The organism is Chryseobacterium sp. MMS23-Vi53, assembly GCF_047651245.1.
Taxonomy (GTDB): Bacteria; Bacteroidota; Bacteroidia; order Flavobacteriales; family Weeksellaceae; genus Chryseobacterium.
The window spans coordinates 679,220-695,508 of the sequence record NZ_CP180265.1 but is presented as its reverse complement, the minus strand read 5'-3'; the positions used below and the strand labels follow the sequence as shown (position 1 = coordinate 695,508).

The following is a 16,289-nucleotide window of genomic DNA, read 5'->3' as shown; positions in this document are numbered from 1 at the left end:
ATTTCTGATGAAAAAGAAAATTTTAATTGTGGACGACGATCCACGAAATATATTTGCCCTGAAACTCACTTTGAAAGCACGCGGCTATCAGATCGAAAGCAGCACGATGGCTCAGGAAGCAATCGAGATTTTGAAAAGAGATGCCGATTTTCATGTGGTTTTGATGGATATGATGATGCCGGAAATGGATGGCTATGAAGCGATCAGGATTATAAGAAATACACCGTCTGTCAGCCATATTCCGGTGATTGCGGTGACGGCTCAGGCGATGCCTGAAGATCGGCAGAAATGTCTGGATGCGGGAGCGCAGGACTATGTCTCGAAACCTATAGATGTGGATCTATTGATAACCGCTATTGAAAAACTGTTGTAAATGCTGGAACCAAGTATCGTAAAAGATGAAGAGGTAGAATTCCTGATTAAAGATGTTTATGACATGTATGGCTACGATTTTTCGGAATATAGCCGTGCATCGTTTAAACGTAGGGTAAATCGTATCTGCTTGATAGACAGATTTACAAGTTTTGCCGAATTAAGATATACCATACTTAATGATCAGGAATATTTAAAACGTTTTATAGAAGAAATTACGGTGAATGTAACAGAAATGTTTCGCGATCCCCAATTTTTTAAGACTATAAGAGAAAAAATTTTACCGCAATTAGGAACTTATCCTCTAATCCGGATCTGGGTTGCGGGTTGCTCCACGGGTGAAGAAGCGTATTCGATGGCTATTTTGCTGAAAGAAGCGAATCTTTATCATAAATGTTTGATTTACGGAACAGATTTAAATCCATCAGTGTTGGAAACCGCAAGAGCCGGAGTTTTTCCTTTGCAACAGATGAAGCTGTATTCTGAAAATTATATGTTGTCCGGCGGTAAAAAAGATTTTTCGGATTATTATACCGCCAATTATGACAGTGTAAGATTTGATAAAAGTTTGCAGGAAAAGTTAATTTTATCAACCCATAATCTCGTTTCAGACAGCTCTTTCAATAGTTTTCAATTGATAATCTGTAGAAATGTTTTAATTTATTTCGATCGTGGTTTGCAGGAAAGAGTTTTCCGTCTTTTTGATAATAGTTTAGAAAATTTAGGTTTTTTAGCTTTAGGTGCGAAAGAAACACTAAGATTTTCTAAATTAGATAAAAATTATAATCAGATAGACGATCAGAAAATCTGGAAGAAAGTAGATCATCATTAAATCTGTATTAAACCATGGACACGACACGCACAAATATAGAGTTAATTGTAATCGGCGGCTCGGCGGGAAGTCTGCAGGTTATTTTGGAAATGATCAAAAAATTAAATGAAAATCTGAATTTTGCAATACTTTTGGTAGTGCACAGAAAAGCAAATTCAACCAATATCCTGCAGACGCTTCTTCAGCAGTTTTCACCGATGGAAGTAGTTGAAATTGAAGATAAAGCAGAAATTGTAAAGAATAAATTGTATATCACTCCTGCAGATTATCATGTATTGTTTGAAGATAAAAAAACGTTGTCTCTCGACAGTTCGGAAAAAATGAATTATTCTCGCCCGTCGATTGATGTTACCTTTAAATCCGCTGCGGAAATTTATGGTGAAAATATGATTGGTGTCCTTTTATCCGGCGCAAATGCCGATGGAGTGGAAGGTTTATGCTACATCAAAAGAAATAAAGGAAAGGTATGGATTCAGGATCCGGAAACAGCAGAAGTGAATTATATGCCAAAGCATGCGATGGATGAAATAGATTATGATTTAATCATTAAACCCAATAATTTGGCGAATTTTATTAATCAATTATAGTAAAAAAGAACCCCTAACTAAAGTTAAATATAACGAGATGAGTAAAAAGAAAATTTTGATTTTTGATGATGATAAAACCATTTTGGAAGTGATCACCATCATTTTTGAAGAGAATGGTTATCAGGTCGAAATTTCGGAAACTTCGCACGACATTTTGGAAAAGGTAGAGCAATATCAGCCTGATGTTATTCTAATGGATAACTGGATTCCGAAAATCGGTGGAGTGGAGGCGACAAAGCTTCTGAAAAATCATGAGGAATTTAAGAATATTCCGGTGATTTATGTGACGGCAAATAATGACATAGTGGCTTTGGCAGAACAGGCCCAGGCGGATGATTACGTGGCAAAACCATTTAATCTTGAGGATCTTGAGGACAAAGTTGCCAAGTATTTGCAGGAAGCTTAAAGGTTAAAATTATTCTTTTAATAAGCTAGAAATCCTTACAAATTAACTGTAAGGATTTTTTTTATATAATTTTTTTCGTTCCCCTGGATTCAGATTCCTGAATATATTGTAATCTGTCTTTTATGAAATAAGGATTGCATTTTTCGTTATTAAGCTCAGTAATTAATGAACATAAAAACATTTTTAAATCGGGCTCTGCTAATATTTTTTCAGAAAAAGTAGTAGCAATAATAGGTTTTTTCGACACCAGATTTTCTGCGAAGACATATTCACCTTCCAAATCTACCTTTATATTGAATTGTTGTTGGATACTTAATGTTAAATAGCTGTTGATCAAGTTTATATTTTCTGAAATATTTTCCATCTTTTGGGTGTTTCTATGTATACAATAATAATTGTGCCAAGTTGGAATTCCGATAAGAAAAATAAGGAACTATTTTACAAAGTTATTTGATAATATCGTTTGCTACTACTTTTGAAAAGATATCCATGGATGAGGGTTCTAAATGTACCTCATCTGTCCATTGATAGTTTGCTGAGATATTGTTATAATTTATATAAATAAGATTTTCTTTAGCACAAATATCTTCCATTCTTTGATCAAAATCTGGGAAAACTCTATTTTCAATTGAATATGGAACGTGATTGATAGGCATTCTCAGAACAATTACTTTTCCATGTTTTTTAAGAAATTCTATTGTTTTTACAAGATAAGAAATTCTGTTTTCGGATATTTTGAGACCTTCCATTTTTTTTGCAAGCTCCACCATTTTGATTTTATTGATTTCGGCTTGTTTTTCCGGAGAATTGGGCTTTATAATTTTACCGTCTACTTTACCATTATCTAAAACATGAACCTCAACGATCACATTTTTTTCAGGTTTGATTTTTCTATTAAGTTCGTTAGTTATTGAAAAATCATAACTTTCAATTAAATATTCAATATTTGGATTGATAGAAACCATTGATGTTTTTGCAACTGATTTATTATTTTCAACATAATATTCAGGGCTGTCGGGCAGATTTTTATCAACCATTAAAGCGGTCGGTTCTACAGTAACTATGAAAACTCCATCTTTTGTATCTGGTTTCAATTTTTTTCGGATAGATTCCAAATATTTTGGACCATATGGTGAATGTGCCCAAGTGAAGGAATAATTATACATTTCTGCATTGGCAAACTTCTTATTGATAATTTCATCAATAAGCTGAGGATTCATAGAAGCAGCTCTGGAACTACCCAATATCAAAGAGTTTTGGGTAGGAGAGGTAAATCTTTTGTAAAAATTGTCCGTACTTTTTCCAGTGATATAAATTGCGTAACAAATTACCAAAAATGGAAGTATTGAAAATGCAATTAATCTTAAAATTGACTTTTTCATCTTAAAATTGTGCATAAATAAACCCTTTTGGGGCAATGTAAAATAAGAATACTAAAAACACCAGGACATAATAAAATCCCCATCTCAAAACAACGTTTTTTCCTACCAGTACTTCTTTTATTGCATATTCTTTACCTCTATTTGCCCATTCAATAAGGAGCATGAATAGGATAAGCAAGATGATCTCTTTCTGGATTGGGAAATTTGGAAGTTGGAAAAAAGAGAATGAAAAAATTCCTTTATAATAATTTACAGCCATTTCCATATCTTTTACGAAGAAAAGAATCATTAATAAAGAAAAAAGTGTAAAAGTTATAGGGATATTGATTAACTCTTCTTTTGATGGAATAATCTTATTTTCAGATTTTATTTTTTTATTCATTTTTCCTTTTAATATTAAAGGAATAAACATAATTCCACTTACCAAACCATGGAAAATGTAATGCCATTCTGCACCATGCCAAAAGCCAACTACTAAAAAGTTGATCATAATAGCCATGATTAGACCATATTTATCATAATCTCTAAAGTTGATAGATAGAGGAGTAAAGACATATTCTGTAAGCCATGAAGTAAGAGAAATATGCCATCTTCTCCAATAATCGGCTACATTTTGCGCAAAAAGAGGATAATTAAAATTGGGCTGAATTTTTATACCCAATATTTTAGAAATCCCAATTGCCATATCAGTATATCCGGAAAAATCTGAATATAACTGGATAAAGTATAAGACTGCTCCTATAAAAAGCGTACTTCCGTTTAAAGTGTGGTAAGATTCAAACAGAGGAGTTGTAATGGTAGCAATATTGTCTGCTACAACAAGTTTTTTGAATAGTCCCCACAAGATTTGCTTCAATCCATCAGTAAACTGAGTAGAAGAAAATTCTCTTTTTATTTTAAGATTATTCAGGAAAGGTGTGGCTCTGTCAATTGGTCCTGCAATAATACAAGGAAAAAAGGCTACAAATATTGAATAATCTAATAAATTAGGAATTTCTTTAAGTTTATTATTTTTAATATCTAAAAGATATCCAATCATTCTAAAGGAATAAAAACTAATTCCGATAGGGAAAATAATCTTCAAAAGCTTTAGTTCATTCTTTAATCCGAATATTTTTAAAAGATCATTAAAGTTTTCAATGAAAAAATTAAAATATTTAAAGTATAAAAGTTGTATCAGAACTAAGAAAACGCCTAATCTTAGCCATCTTACTTTTGTTTTTCCTTCGGACGATTTTATTTTATTACCTATAAAAAAGGTAACAACAGTGGAGAGAATTAATAAAGATAAAAATTCCCAGCTCCAACTAGAATAGAAAATATAACTTCCGATCAGGAGAATTATATTTTGAATTTTTGTATTTTTTCCTAATAGGTAATAGCAAAAAAATAAAACAATAAAGAATGCGATAAAGCTGTATGAATTAAGAAGCATGCGGAAAGAATCTATTTAGATTTTATAGATTCTACCATTTCTCCTACATTATTCCAGCTCTGAATTTCCGAAGAAGTAAAACGAATTCCAAAAGCTTTTTCCACAGCAACTATCAATTGAATATGAGAAAGAGAATCCCATTCTTCAATATCTTCTGCAGTTGTTTCTTCGGTAAGCGTAATATCGTCGTTGTCTAATTCTTCACGAAAAATACCGCTAAGTTTTGCTAAAATTTCATCTTGATTCATAATTTATTTGTCTATTATTTGTTTACTATATATACTTGTTTACCTTGATATTCATTTGCATTTAGTACCCATTTATCTTCCTGAGCGGTAAATCCAAGTCTTTCATAATGATCTTTTACCATTTGATTTTTTGCAGTCGGAATATATTCTCCTAAAACATATTTAAAACCATTTTTCTTAGCTGTTTCAACAATTGTATTTAAGGTAAAATCCTCCATTCCTCTTTTCAGAACACGACAACTCATCAACCAAGTATTAATGAAGAGCGTTTCCTCGTCCTGTTTTTCAAGAACAATTACGCAAATCAAGCCATTATCGCCATATTTATCTTCTAATGTAAAGGAAATTGTATGATGATTTTCAGAGCTCATCAGATTTTCTATTTCTTGTTCAGTATATCTTACGGTTCTAAGATTAAACTGATTCGAACGCTGTGTCAACTGAGAAACCCTAGGTTTCGAAAAATTATTAAAAACCTGAACGTCCGAAACCATATTCATGCTTTTCAGGAAATCTTCCACATTCGTAAAACTATCCAAAGCAATTCCTCTTTGAGCTTCAACTTGATATTGCTTCGTTCTTTCCGCATCATTTTCAGAAAAACTTGCAGTTTCGAAAAGATTTAAGCTATATAAATATTCAAGATATTCAGCAGGATCTTCCGGCAATTCGGGAACACAAACATCAGGAAGATTTTCGCGAACGATATTCCTTTCAAAAGGATTGTCATCCAAAAATACCATAGAATCGAATCCAATATTTAAAATATTTTGAATTTTTCTTATGTTGTCTGCTTTATTTTCCCAATTGGCAACAAAAACAGCAACATCATCCAGTTTTATTACCATATCCGGATGCTTCTCGAAAGGTTCTTTCGCTTTATCTTCATCATTCTTACTACAAACCGCCAAGATAATTCCTCTTTTTTGTAAGGCTTTAATCCAATATTGAAATTCTGTGAAAGCTTTTCCGATTCCTAAACTTCCGATTTGAATTTTTTCTAAACCATCATCACCTATAATTCCACCCCAAGTTGTATTGTCAAGATCGAGAATCAGACATTTTTTGAATTTCCCTTCAACAGATGCGATAATTCCAACCATGTTGCTGGCAACAATTGGAAGTACGTCCAAAGACAAAACCATCTCCGTGTTCACATAAATATTGGGCGAAAACATAAAATTTCTTCCCAATTTATTCTGAATAGAAAGTAAGTCGGCAATGAAAAGATTGCTTTTTTTGATTGCTAATTCAGAAAGAAGATAATTTAATTTGTTCTGTTGAAAAACAAAAGAAGATTCTACTTTATTGGCAAAATTTCCAAAAACCTGATTGTTGATTGTCGGAAAATTGCAATAAATAACTTTACTTCTTGTTCGGTTCTGAATGGTATCGTAAAGTTCTTCTAGATAATTGATTTTATTTTGAGCAAAGCCAATCTGTGAATCGTAAGATTTATAATACTGATTTAAAAGTTTATGTGAAGACTCAAAAATGATTGTATAATCTGCCTCAAACTCATAATATTCTGATGTAGGATCAAGAATTTGACGGGAAATCTGCCCAAAGTCTGCTTCAAAAATCTCAAATTCAAAACCTTCATCAATGGCAGTTCCTTTTAAGGCGACATTTAAAAACTGAGTGGCAGTATCGCCAAGCAAAGCAACTTTTACTTTTTTTAGTCTTGTGTTATATAGGATTTTGTTCTTTTTTAATTCCGAAAATGTTTTATACATATTTATGTAATTTACAGAATATTTTAGCTTATATATTGTTTTAAAGCAAAAAAATCTAATTTTTTAGATTAAGTTTATTGATTTGTATGTCTAAAGATGCTATTTAAAAATAATATTCGATAGCCTTGTTTGTGTTTAAAAGAATTGTCTGCTTTTCATCATAAGATATAATTGTGTTTATTATATTTAATACCTACAAAAATATTGTTTTTTTGCTAATTACCAAATTTCTCGAGCCATTAAACAGCAATCATGTATTAATATATTGTTAAACTTCTAAATATTACCAATAACTAATAAATTATCTTGTAATATTTCCACTTTCTTGAATTTTACTCTTAAAAAAACTAAAAAATCAACAATTATTTTAGATTAAAAAAAATTAATTATAATTCTCATAATTTTTTTCGTCACCATTAGGCTGGAATCACCATAAAACCTATATTTGCAGCCTAAATTTTAAATATAATGAAAGAACTAATTGAAAAAATCAACGCGGAATTTGAAGCATTCGCTACTGAAGCAAACCAACAAGCAGAAAAAGGTAACAAAGCAGCTGGAACTAGAGCTCGTAAATCAGCTTTGGAACTAAGCAAATTGTTCAAAGAATTCAGAAAAGTTTCTGTTGAGGAATCAAAAAAATAATTGTTCCGGACCGGCTGACAAGTCGGTCTTTTTTTTGCCTTAAAATGGAAATAGTTAGTTTTGCTTGCATGTGTTTTGGTTGTCATTGCGAGAAACGAAGTGACGAAGCAATATCCTCATCTAAACACGAATAACGCTAATTTCTATTATTTTTAAAATTAATTTTTTAATAGGATTGTATCCTATCCTGATGTAAGTTGTCTCTTAGTACTCCTCATATTTAAATATGACAAGACTTTCTGTGGTGGCTGAGGAAACTCGAAGCCACCAGTCCTAAAAACCCTAGCCCCGCTTTCCATTACAATCCTTTTTTGAAAAAAAAGATTGTAATGGAAAGCGGGAAAAAGCTCCCAAAAAATAAGATTGAAACGAATTGACAATTCACGATTCACATTTTATCTTTTCTCCCAAAATCTCTTTATCTTTAAGCCAATCAATAAAAATTATGAAGATAAACAGATTTTTTGTTTTGCCGGCGGTTGTTTTGGCAACACAATTTTCTTTGGCTCAGGAGAAATTGAATCCAACTGTACAAAATTTCATTAATGAAGTAAATACAAATTCTCAACTTGAAAACATGGCTTTCGAGCTTTTGGACGGAATCGGGCCGCGTTTGGTGGGAACTCCCGAAATGCTGAAAGCAAATGAATGGACAGCAAACAAGCTTCGTTCGTGGGATATTGATGCAAATTTGCAGCAATTCGGAACATGGAAAGGCTGGCAAAGAGGCATTACGCATGTTGATATGATATATCCGCGCGTGAAAACGCTTTCTGCAACACAACTGGCATGGAGTCCGGCAACCAAAAAAGCAGTCGAAGCTGAAGTGGTGATTCTTCCGAAAGTTTCTTCTAAAGCTGAATTTGGCAAATGGTTACCCTCTGCAAAAGGTAAAATTGTTTTGATTGCACAATATCAGAAGATTGGTCGTTCCGATGAGCAGATCAAGGAGTTTGCCACGACTGAATTATATGAAAAATTGAAAGCAGAAAAAGAACAGGCTACGAAAGATTTTCAAAATTATGTAAAGAGTATCGGTTACGACAATACAACGCTTCCTGAAGCTTTGGAAAAGGCAGGAGCAGCCGGAATTTCTATTTCCAATTGGACCGGAATTATGGGAGCTAACAGAATTTTTGGTGCAAAAACAACAAAAATTCCGATGATTGATATTGATGTTGAAGATTACGGAATGTTGTACAGAATGGCTGAAAATGGACAAAAACCGAGAATTAAAGTAGAAACCCAATCAAAAATACTTCCTGAAGCGAAAACTTTTAACACAATCGGAATGATTAAAGGAAAAGAAAAACCTAATGAATATGTAATTCTTTCTGCTCATTTGGATTCGTGGGACGGTGCTCAAGGTGCGACTGACAATGGAACAGGCGTTCTTACCATGCTAGAAACGATGAGAATTCTGAAAAAATATTATCCAAATAATAAACGAACAATTGTTGTTGGACTTTGGGGAAGCGAAGAACAAGGTCTGAACGGTTCGAGAGGTTTTGTAGCAGATAATCCTGAAATTATGAAAGGTACGCAAGCTGTTTTCAATCAAGATAATGGAACGGGTAGAGTGGTGAATATCAGTGGACAAGGTTTTGTGAATGCATATGACTATATCGGGAAATGGCTAAATGCTGCTCCGAAAAAAGTGAAAGATCAGATTAAAACAGATTTTCCGGGGATGCCTGGTGGCGGAGGTTCGGATCACGCCTCATTTGTTGCGGCGGGAGTTCCAGGATTTTCTTTAGGCTCTCTGAACTGGGGATATTTTGGCTATACTTGGCACACAACGAAGGATACGTATGATAAAATTGTTTTTGATGAAGTTAAAAATAATGTAATTCTTACTGCAACTTTGGCGTATATGGCTTCGGAAGATCCTGAATTTACAAATAGAGAAAAAAGAGCGATGCCTCTTGATGATAAAGGACAGGTTACAAAATGGCCGGAAGTGAAGGAACCAAGGAGAGATTCTAAAGGATTTTAAAATGAAATTTTTAAGTTAAAATAAAATAAACCTTCAAGGTTTCAAAAACCTTGAAGGTTTGATTTTGTTAAGTATAAAACTTACAAAATCATACTCAACTGTATTCTTTTTCTTGCTTCATCCACTTCAGTTACACGCACCTGAACGTGTTGATGCAGCTTTACAACTTCATTCACATCCGATACAAAACCGTCTTTCAATTGAGAAATATGAACCAATCCGCTTTCTTTAATTCCTAAATCCACAAAACATCCGAAAGCTGTAATATTATTCACGATTCCAGGTAAAATCATTCCTATTTTTAAGTCTGTGATCTTTTTTACGTTAGGATCAAATTCGAAAACTTTGGCTGCTTTTCTTGGATCTAATCCGGGCTTTTCAAGTTCTTTTAAAATATCTTTGATCGTTAAAATTCCAATATCTTCGGTAATATATTTTTCCGGATTAATTTGAGCAATTTTTTCTTTATTAGCAATCAATTCATTGGTTTTAATACCTAAATCTTTTGCCATTTTTTCAACAATTCCATATGCTTCAGGGTGAACCGCAGAATTATCTAACGGATTTTTACTATTATTAATTCTAATGAATGCAGCCGCCTGTTGGAAAGCCTTTTCTCCTAATCTCGGAACTTTTTTCAATTGTTTTCTGTCTTCAAAAGCTCCGTTTTCGGCACGGTAATTTACGATGTTTTCTGCCATCTTTTCGCCGATTCCAGAAACATAGCTTAACAGAGATTTACTCGCTGTATTTAAATTAATTCCAACAGAATTCACGCATTTCATCACGGTAGAATCCAGTTCATTTTTCAATTGAGTTTGATCGACATCGTGTTGATATTGACCAACTCCAATCGATTTGGCATCAATTTTCACCAGTTCAGCCAGAGGATCTGCCAATCTTCTTCCAATAGAAACTGCTCCACGAACCGTCACATCATAACTTGGGAATTCATCTCTCGCAATTTTACTTGCTGAATAAACCGATGCTCCCGCTTCTGAAACCACAAAAACCTGCAACGGTTTATCAAACGCAATTTTTTTTATGAAAAATTCGGTTTCACGACTTGCGGTTCCGTTTCCGATGGAAATTGCTTCAATATTATAAGCATTTACCATCGATCTGATTTTTTTCATTGCCATTCCGCTTTCGTTTTGAGGAGCGTGAGGATAGATCGTTTCGTTATGTAATAAATCACCTTTTTCATCCAGACAAACGACTTTACAACCGCTTCTGTAACCCGGATCAATCGCCAAAATTCTTTTTTCTCCCAAAGGCGGAGCTAATAATAACTGACTTAAATTTTCCGAAAATATTTCAATTGCTTTTTTGTCTGCTTTTTCTTTGGCTTCCTGTAAAGTTTCATTTGAAATTGCAGGTTCAAGTAATCGTTTGTAGCTGTCTTTTATGGCTAATGAAATTTGTTCTGCTGTTTCGTTGTTTGATTTAATAATGGCATTTTCAATAAAATCAATCGCTTCTTCTTTATCGATATCCACGCTTGTTTTTACAAAGCCTTCTGCTTCAGCTCTCAACATGGCTAAAAGCCGGTGAGAAGGTGTTCTGTTCAGGCTTTCTTCCCATTCGAAATATTGAGAGAATTTCTGTGCGTCTTCTTCATCTTTTTTTGCCTTCACAACCTTTGAAGTTATAACAGCTTTTCTTTGAAATAATCGACGTAGATTTTTTCTCACATACATATTTTCATTGATCCATTCTGCCATGATGTCTCGTGCGCCTTGTAGAGCTTCGTCTTCATTGGAAACTTGATCGTTCAAATATTTTGAAGCTAAAAACTGCAAATCCTGAGCTCTTTGACTCATAATGATTTTCGCTAAAGGTTCTAATCCTTTTTCTTTTGCAGCATCAGCTTTGGTTTTCTTTCTTTTTTTGAACGGTAAATATAAATCTTCAAGCTCTTGAATATCAAAACTTTCTTCAATTCTTTGTTTGAATTCGGGAGTTAAGGCGTTTTGTTCCTCAACAGATTTTAAAATGGTTTCTTTTCTCTTTACGATTTCTTCGAATTGTTTGTTCAGTTTTGAAATTTGTTCGATTTGCGTTTCGTCCAGATTTCCGGTTTTGTCCTTTCTGTAACGGGAAATGAAAGGGATTGTGCAGTCTTCACTTAATAATTGAAGCGTTGCATTAATGCTTTTTTCGGATATATCGAGAGTTTGTTTGATGTACGTAACTGTGTTCATTCGAAATTTTTGAATGGCTAAAATACTGACTTTTTTATTAAAGAATTTTGATTTTTTCTTCAGTAAATTTATTTGCGTAAAATTTGTCATGCTGAAAGCATCTAGACGAGAATCTACCCATAATTATTTCTAATACTATGTTTTTAGGTCCTTTACAGACTGACAAACTTTGTGAATATTTTTTCGAATGTTTAAAATGATGACTTCCGCCATAGCCCCGATTGCAGCGACATCCTTTTGTGTAGTGAAGCGGAACAAAAGATACAGCGGAAAGCGGGAAAAAGCTCTTTAAAAATAAAATTATTTCACGATCTCATCATAATAAATCGGAACATATTCCTTCTCATCGTACCCCATAATGATGATTCTGAAGTCTTTGGCATCATCATTATTAAAGAACTGAATTTTTGCAGAATCTTTGGGTTGCACCTGAAAATAAGGATTCCAATAGAGAACATTACGGAAATCCTGCGAAATATTTTTAAAATTTTCGTCGTCGTAGAGCGGACTTACAAATGGAGTTTCTTTGTCGAAACCATTCAGAGTTATCTGTTTTAGTTTAGTTGGAGCAGAAGAGTTATTTGCTGAACCCGTAATTCCACCGCGTTTTGTATAGATTGCGATTCCACCTCCTCCGCCACCGCCAAAACCGCCTGCGAAAAAGCCTTTCATTACTTTTACCATTGCAATATCGGATGTCGAAATAGAGGAAACCATGGAAGGTTCGACTTTCATTTCGTCGAGATAAATGTTGATCGTGCTTCCTCTCAATTTTGGAACAAAATCTCCCATGCTAGATTCGATCGTCAATCCGGCAACTCGTCCTTGTAGCCATTGAAGAATGTTCATAGAACCCATCGCAGAATTATTATCGTTCACCAAATCGAAAATAATGTCGTTGGCACTGTTGAATAATGGACTGCTTAGTTTCTCGTTTAATTCTTTTGTTCGGTCTTTTTTCTCACCTTTTAACTTAATTTCCTCGATTAATGTTGCTTTTTCATTGATGGAGCTTTGGGCATTCTTATCTGCAATATATCTTTGAATTTGTTCGGTGGGCTTGTCGTCGTTTGAACGTTGAGTTAAAATATAATTGCTTTTCGGCAAATCCTTTTTAGACGGAACAAAAGCGTAATTAGGCTGAAAAATAACCTGAACCTGTTCTTTTGGAATTTTAGGATCATTTAATTGATATGAAAATTTAATGGCATCTTCAAAGAACAATCCGTTTAAAGCAAAAAATCCGTTGGCATCGGTTTTTACCTGATAGAATCTTGTGCCGTGATTGGGGATTTCGAATAGCAAATTCATTTCCGTATTAGGCGCTGGTTTCCCTTGAATAGAGACTTTTCCTTTGTAAGAAATATAAGGTTGCGGTCTGTTGCTGATCGTCGGAAAAACTCCAGCCATGATAGTTTTCCAGTCGAATCTTTTCCATTTTTCTGAGATTAAAAGGGCATCCAAAGCCTCAGAATTATGATTTTTTGTAAAATATTGCGACGGATTATAAATTTTAGAAGTGATATCGCCGGTAAGCCATAACGTGCTTAATAAACTGTTTTCATCTTCCGAACTATCAGATTTTCCATCAAGAACGAGAACTGTGTAAGGCCTGTCGTCGGAAGTTTGAGGAAGTCCGAAAGAATTTGAAGCTCTTGGGGATTCGTTCAACGATAATGATTGAATAGATGGTTTCTTGATTTTTAATAATTCAGGTTGAACAAAGCAAAGTCTCTGAGCGACAATGTTTTCATTTTCATCAAAAACAGTAAGCTGTAAAACTCCATTGATTAATTTGTCTGTTGGAATCGTATAAGTTTGTTCTAAAATTTTGTTTGATTTTGCCTTAAAAACCAATTGATTGCTAATTGTTCCGATTACTTTATACAAAGTTTCAGGAGCTATGTTTTTCGATTTTAATGCAAATTTTACGGCTTCATTTGTGCTTTTAACTTGAAGATTTATTCCTGAATTTGAAACGTTCGGTAAATCGATGGTCTGTTTATTCCCTTTTGAATCGTCAACGATTAATTGATATTTTGTTCCAACTTTTGGAGTCAATGAAAAAGAACCGATATTTTGATCAAAGCCTTTGAATGAAATTATTTTTACATCAGGTTTTGCGGTATCGATTACATAACCATTCCAATCGGTTGGAGTTATACCTGTTGATTGTAAACGAACTGCAAATTTTGTATTAATTCCATCAACGAAAGTTCCGCTTTCCGGAAAAACAGAAGCTGTCCATTTAGATTCATTATTAATGATAAGTTTTTGTGAAGAGTTTGGATTATAAACCGTAATGGATCTTAGCGCTTGAAAGTCTTCATTAAAATTGGTCATCCAAGTCGTGTAAGCTCTGATATAATAAATGTCTTCTTTTAAATTTTCAGGTAATGAAAAACTTCCGCTGCCTTCTCCATGAATTAAAGGAATTAATTTTTTACTGATCTGAGTTTTGTTGCTGTCGTAAAGCTCAACAAACAACGAGGTAGAAATTGTTGAAGGGCTATAACCATCAAAAACAAAAGATTTAAACCAAAGATTTTCACCCGCGATGTAACTGTTTTTATTGAAGATTAAATGTACTTTTTCCTGAGGATATTTATCGGTAAATATTTCAATGGCTTTCTCAGCTTTATCCTGAGCTTGGAAATTACCGAATGCACTTAAAATCAATAATAAAGGTAATAAATTTTTTGACATAAACCTGAAATTGTTTGTGTTTGAATTAAGTGTTAAAATTACATATTTAGAATCTTAATATGGTTGTAGTTTAATTCTTGTTTATTAAAATATTATTAAATTATCTAGGATAAATAATTAAAGGTTTAAAGTTTTAGTGTATTTTTAATAAGATCATTTCTTGATCTATGTTAAGCTAGTAGACTATTGTTTTTTTCTATTTTTGGACTACCGAAATTTTAGATGTAAAAATATTTATTAAAAATTTCAGTTATATTAGCTATAATTAATAAACTTTTTTAACAATTAATAATATGAAAAAACTTAGTGTAATTGCATTGGTTGCAATCGGTCTTTTTGCGACGTCTTGTAATAAAGAAAAATCTGCAGACAGTGCAGCAACAGCTACAGAGCAAAAGGTTGCAGAAAGCAAAGGTGAAGTGTTGAATGTAGATATTGCAACATCTGTTGTAAGCTGGAAAGCGACTCACAAAGGAGGTATGGCTCCACGTTGGGGAACTCTTAATGTAAAATCAGGAGATTTAAGCGTTGATAACGGACAGCTTACGGCAGGAAATTTCGTGATCGATATGGCTTCTATTAAAGTAGATCCGGCTTCTGTAACTGAAAAAGATAAAAAACCGGCTGATCTTGAAACTCACTTAAAAAGCCCGGATTTCTTTGATGTAACTAAAAATCCAACTTCAGAATTCAAAATTACAAGCGTAACAGATTTAGCTGAAGCACCAAAAGAAGGCGCAATTGCTGGAGCAAACAAAACAGTAAGCGGAAACCTTACATTATCCGGAAAAACAGTAAACGTAACTTTCCCTGCAAAAGTTGATGTTGCTGAAGGCACGGCTGCAATCCAAGCTAAATTTACAGTAAACAGAGCAGATTGGGGAATAAAATTCGGTACGTCTGAAACAGACCCTGCAGAGTGGGCAATCAGCAAAGACATCGAAATTTCTGTTGACGTAAAGGCAAAAAAATAATTAATTGCTAGATACAAAATCTTAAAGCTGCCTCTTTTTGGGGTGGCTTTTTTGTTTTAATTCAAAACCTTTGAATTCTCAATTCTCACACAATATTCGCTTCCAAGATACAACGGATTTCCATGTTTCTCAGACCAAAAACCATCCAAAATATCTTTATTAAGACAACGATAAACAGCAACTCCTTTATAAATTTCCTGATTATCACCTTTGTAATTAAAATTAATCACTAAAATCTGATCTTTGTAAAATCCTGTTCCATTTTGAATATGATCGCCAATCATCCATTGGGCGATGATACGATTGTTTTCGTCCAGAGACAACGTTAATATTCCATGATAAGAAATATAGTCAGTTTCTTCCTGATTGCTGCCTTGAACCGAATAACTTCCCGCAAGATCCTGTACTGTCATTGATTTTTATTTATTGAATTTGCAAAGTTATTGAATCTTGTTTTAGATTTGTTCATATGTTTTATTTATTAATTTTAATCAATCTTATCAGCTTTATAATTTTTGGATTAGATAAGAAAAAATCAATTAAACACCAGAGAAGAATTTCTGAAAATACTTTATTGGGTGTTTCATTTATTGGCGGGACTGCTGGGGCGATTGCAGGAATGCTTATTTTCAGACATAAAATTTCTAAAGGATCTTTTTTGTTAAAATTTGGATTTGTTGTGATGCTTCAGGTTGTTTTAATTTTGCTTTTTCAAAAGCATTTTAAATAAAAAAGACAACCTTAAAAAAGGCTGCCTTCGTCTTAA

At 33.4% G+C, this 16,289-nt stretch carries 16 protein-coding genes; 8 read left to right on the top strand and 8 right to left on the bottom strand.

The genetic code is table 11. From position 1 onward, the window contains the following. Positions 1-7 precede the first annotated feature (7 nt). Genes ACKX2A_RS03275 through ACKX2A_RS03260 form a run of 4 tightly spaced genes read left to right on the top strand, consistent with a single transcriptional unit; the run spans position 8 to position 2,197 of the window. On the top strand, positions 8-373 hold the full coding sequence (locus ACKX2A_RS03275) for a response regulator (RefSeq protein ID WP_415327605.1): 366 nt from the start codon (positions 8-10) through the stop codon (positions 371-373). Further along, positions 374-1,204: a CheR family methyltransferase gene (locus tag ACKX2A_RS03270; RefSeq protein WP_415327604.1), complete on the top strand. Its 831-nt coding sequence runs from the start codon at positions 374-376 to the stop codon at positions 1,202-1,204. 14 nt (positions 1,205-1,218) lie between these two features. Then, entirely contained in the window at positions 1,219-1,791 is a 573-nt protein-coding gene (locus ACKX2A_RS03265) for a chemotaxis protein CheB (RefSeq protein WP_415327603.1), read from the top strand. Between the two features lie 37 nt (positions 1,792-1,828). Continuing rightward, positions 1,829-2,197 carry a response regulator gene (locus tag ACKX2A_RS03260; RefSeq protein WP_415327602.1) on the top strand — a complete coding sequence of 123 codons (369 nt, stop codon included), beginning with the start codon at positions 1,829-1,831 and terminating at the stop codon, positions 2,195-2,197. Positions 2,198-2,258: 61 nt separating this feature from the next. On the opposite strand, the gene ACKX2A_RS03255 is transcribed toward ACKX2A_RS03260, so the two are convergent. The 5 genes from ACKX2A_RS03255 to ACKX2A_RS03235 form a co-directional block, all read right to left on the bottom strand. Beyond that, on the bottom strand, positions 2,259-2,561 hold the full coding sequence (locus ACKX2A_RS03255) for a hypothetical protein (RefSeq protein ID WP_415327601.1): 303 nt from the start codon (positions 2,559-2,561) through the stop codon (positions 2,259-2,261). An 82-nt stretch (positions 2,562-2,643) separates the two neighbouring features. Further along, positions 2,644-3,579 (bottom strand): hypothetical protein, encoded by a 936-nt coding sequence (locus ACKX2A_RS03250; protein WP_415327600.1) that lies wholly within the window; start codon positions 3,577-3,579, stop codon positions 2,644-2,646. 1 nt (position 3,580) lies between these two features. Further along, positions 3,581-5,014 carry an MBOAT family O-acyltransferase gene (locus tag ACKX2A_RS03245; protein WP_415327599.1) on the bottom strand — a complete coding sequence of 478 codons (1,434 nt, stop codon included), beginning with the start codon at positions 5,012-5,014 and terminating at the stop codon, positions 3,581-3,583. Between the two features lie 11 nt (positions 5,015-5,025). Then, complete coding sequence (locus ACKX2A_RS03240; protein ID WP_415327598.1) at positions 5,026-5,262, bottom strand: acyl carrier protein; 237 nt, start codon at positions 5,260-5,262, stop codon at positions 5,026-5,028. Positions 5,263-5,276: 14 nt separating this feature from the next. Beyond that, positions 5,277-6,998 carry an HAD-IIIC family phosphatase gene (locus ACKX2A_RS03235; RefSeq protein WP_415327597.1) on the bottom strand — a complete coding sequence of 574 codons (1,722 nt, stop codon included), beginning with the start codon at positions 6,996-6,998 and terminating at the stop codon, positions 5,277-5,279. Positions 6,999-7,466: 468 nt separating this feature from the next. Here ACKX2A_RS03235 and ACKX2A_RS03230 point away from each other — a divergent pair, with 468 nt between their 5' ends. Further along, a complete protein-coding gene (locus tag ACKX2A_RS03230) occupies positions 7,467-7,643 on the top strand; it encodes a histone H1 (protein WP_042720556.1) in 177 nt (58 codons plus the stop codon). Between the two features lie 445 nt (positions 7,644-8,088). Next, positions 8,089-9,639 carry a M20/M25/M40 family metallo-hydrolase gene (locus ACKX2A_RS03225; RefSeq protein WP_415327596.1) on the top strand — a complete coding sequence of 517 codons (1,551 nt, stop codon included), beginning with the start codon at positions 8,089-8,091 and terminating at the stop codon, positions 9,637-9,639. Positions 9,640-9,719: 80 nt separating this feature from the next. On the opposite strand, the gene ACKX2A_RS03220 is transcribed toward ACKX2A_RS03225, so the two are convergent. Together ACKX2A_RS03220 and ACKX2A_RS03215 are read right to left on the bottom strand one after the other, a co-directional pair. Then, on the bottom strand, positions 9,720-11,843 hold the full coding sequence (locus tag ACKX2A_RS03220) for a Tex family protein (protein WP_415327595.1): 2,124 nt from the start codon (positions 11,841-11,843) through the stop codon (positions 9,720-9,722). A gap of 300 nt (positions 11,844-12,143) precedes the next feature. After that, positions 12,144-14,549: a hypothetical protein gene (locus ACKX2A_RS03215; protein WP_415327594.1), complete on the bottom strand. Its 2,406-nt coding sequence runs from the start codon at positions 14,547-14,549 to the stop codon at positions 12,144-12,146. A gap of 293 nt (positions 14,550-14,842) precedes the next feature. Between ACKX2A_RS03215 and ACKX2A_RS03210 the strand changes: the two genes are divergently transcribed. Further along, complete coding sequence (locus ACKX2A_RS03210) at positions 14,843-15,523, top strand: YceI family protein (RefSeq protein ID WP_415327593.1); 681 nt, start codon at positions 14,843-14,845, stop codon at positions 15,521-15,523. A 56-nt stretch (positions 15,524-15,579) separates the two neighbouring features. Here ACKX2A_RS03210 and ACKX2A_RS03205 read toward each other — a convergent pair whose 3' ends face one another. Then, the gene (locus ACKX2A_RS03205) at positions 15,580-15,936 is read right to left on the bottom strand and encodes a hypothetical protein (RefSeq protein WP_415327592.1); all 357 of its coding nucleotides are present in this window, start codon (positions 15,934-15,936) and stop codon (positions 15,580-15,582) included. A gap of 56 nt (positions 15,937-15,992) precedes the next feature. Here ACKX2A_RS03205 and ACKX2A_RS03200 point away from each other — a divergent pair, with 56 nt between their 5' ends. Continuing rightward, the gene (locus tag ACKX2A_RS03200) at positions 15,993-16,253 is read left to right on the top strand and encodes a DUF1294 domain-containing protein (protein ID WP_415327591.1); all 261 of its coding nucleotides are present in this window, start codon (positions 15,993-15,995) and stop codon (positions 16,251-16,253) included. Positions 16,254-16,289 lie beyond the last annotated feature (36 nt).

What these genes read in the sequence shown, in the direction of transcription:
- ACKX2A_RS03265 (WP_415327603.1), top strand. Translation starts at nt 1,219, where the DNA reads ATGGACACGACACGCACAAATATAGAGTTAATTGTAATCGGCGGCTCG.
- ACKX2A_RS03230 (WP_042720556.1), top strand. Translation starts at nt 7,467, where the DNA reads ATGAAAGAACTAATTGAAAAAATCAACGCGGAATTTGAAGCATTCGCT.
- ACKX2A_RS03205 (WP_415327592.1), bottom strand. Translation starts at nt 15,936, where the DNA reads ATGACAGTACAGGATCTTGCGGGAAGTTATTCGGTTCAAGGCAGCAAT.
- ACKX2A_RS03270 (WP_415327604.1), top strand. Translation starts at nt 374, where the DNA reads ATGCTGGAACCAAGTATCGTAAAAGATGAAGAGGTAGAATTCCTGATT.
- ACKX2A_RS03215 (WP_415327594.1), bottom strand. Translation starts at nt 14,549, where the DNA reads ATGTCAAAAAATTTATTACCTTTATTATTGATTTTAAGTGCATTCGGT.
- ACKX2A_RS03275 (WP_415327605.1), top strand. Translation starts at nt 8, where the DNA reads ATGAAAAAGAAAATTTTAATTGTGGACGACGATCCACGAAATATATTT.
- ACKX2A_RS03250 (WP_415327600.1), bottom strand. Translation starts at nt 3,579, where the DNA reads ATGAAAAAGTCAATTTTAAGATTAATTGCATTTTCAATACTTCCATTT.
- ACKX2A_RS03240 (WP_415327598.1), bottom strand. Translation starts at nt 5,262, where the DNA reads ATGAATCAAGATGAAATTTTAGCAAAACTTAGCGGTATTTTTCGTGAA.
- ACKX2A_RS03245 (WP_415327599.1), bottom strand. Translation starts at nt 5,014, where the DNA reads ATGCTTCTTAATTCATACAGCTTTATCGCATTCTTTATTGTTTTATTT.
- ACKX2A_RS03255 (WP_415327601.1), bottom strand. Translation starts at nt 2,561, where the DNA reads ATGGAAAATATTTCAGAAAATATAAACTTGATCAACAGCTATTTAACA.
- ACKX2A_RS03200 (WP_415327591.1), top strand. Translation starts at nt 15,993, where the DNA reads ATGTTTTATTTATTAATTTTAATCAATCTTATCAGCTTTATAATTTTT.
- ACKX2A_RS03235 (WP_415327597.1), bottom strand. Translation starts at nt 6,998, where the DNA reads ATGTATAAAACATTTTCGGAATTAAAAAAGAACAAAATCCTATATAAC.
- ACKX2A_RS03260 (WP_415327602.1), top strand. Translation starts at nt 1,829, where the DNA reads ATGAGTAAAAAGAAAATTTTGATTTTTGATGATGATAAAACCATTTTG.
- ACKX2A_RS03220 (WP_415327595.1), bottom strand. Translation starts at nt 11,843, where the DNA reads ATGAACACAGTTACGTACATCAAACAAACTCTCGATATATCCGAAAAA.
- ACKX2A_RS03225 (WP_415327596.1), top strand. Translation starts at nt 8,089, where the DNA reads ATGAAGATAAACAGATTTTTTGTTTTGCCGGCGGTTGTTTTGGCAACA.
- ACKX2A_RS03210 (WP_415327593.1), top strand. Translation starts at nt 14,843, where the DNA reads ATGAAAAAACTTAGTGTAATTGCATTGGTTGCAATCGGTCTTTTTGCG.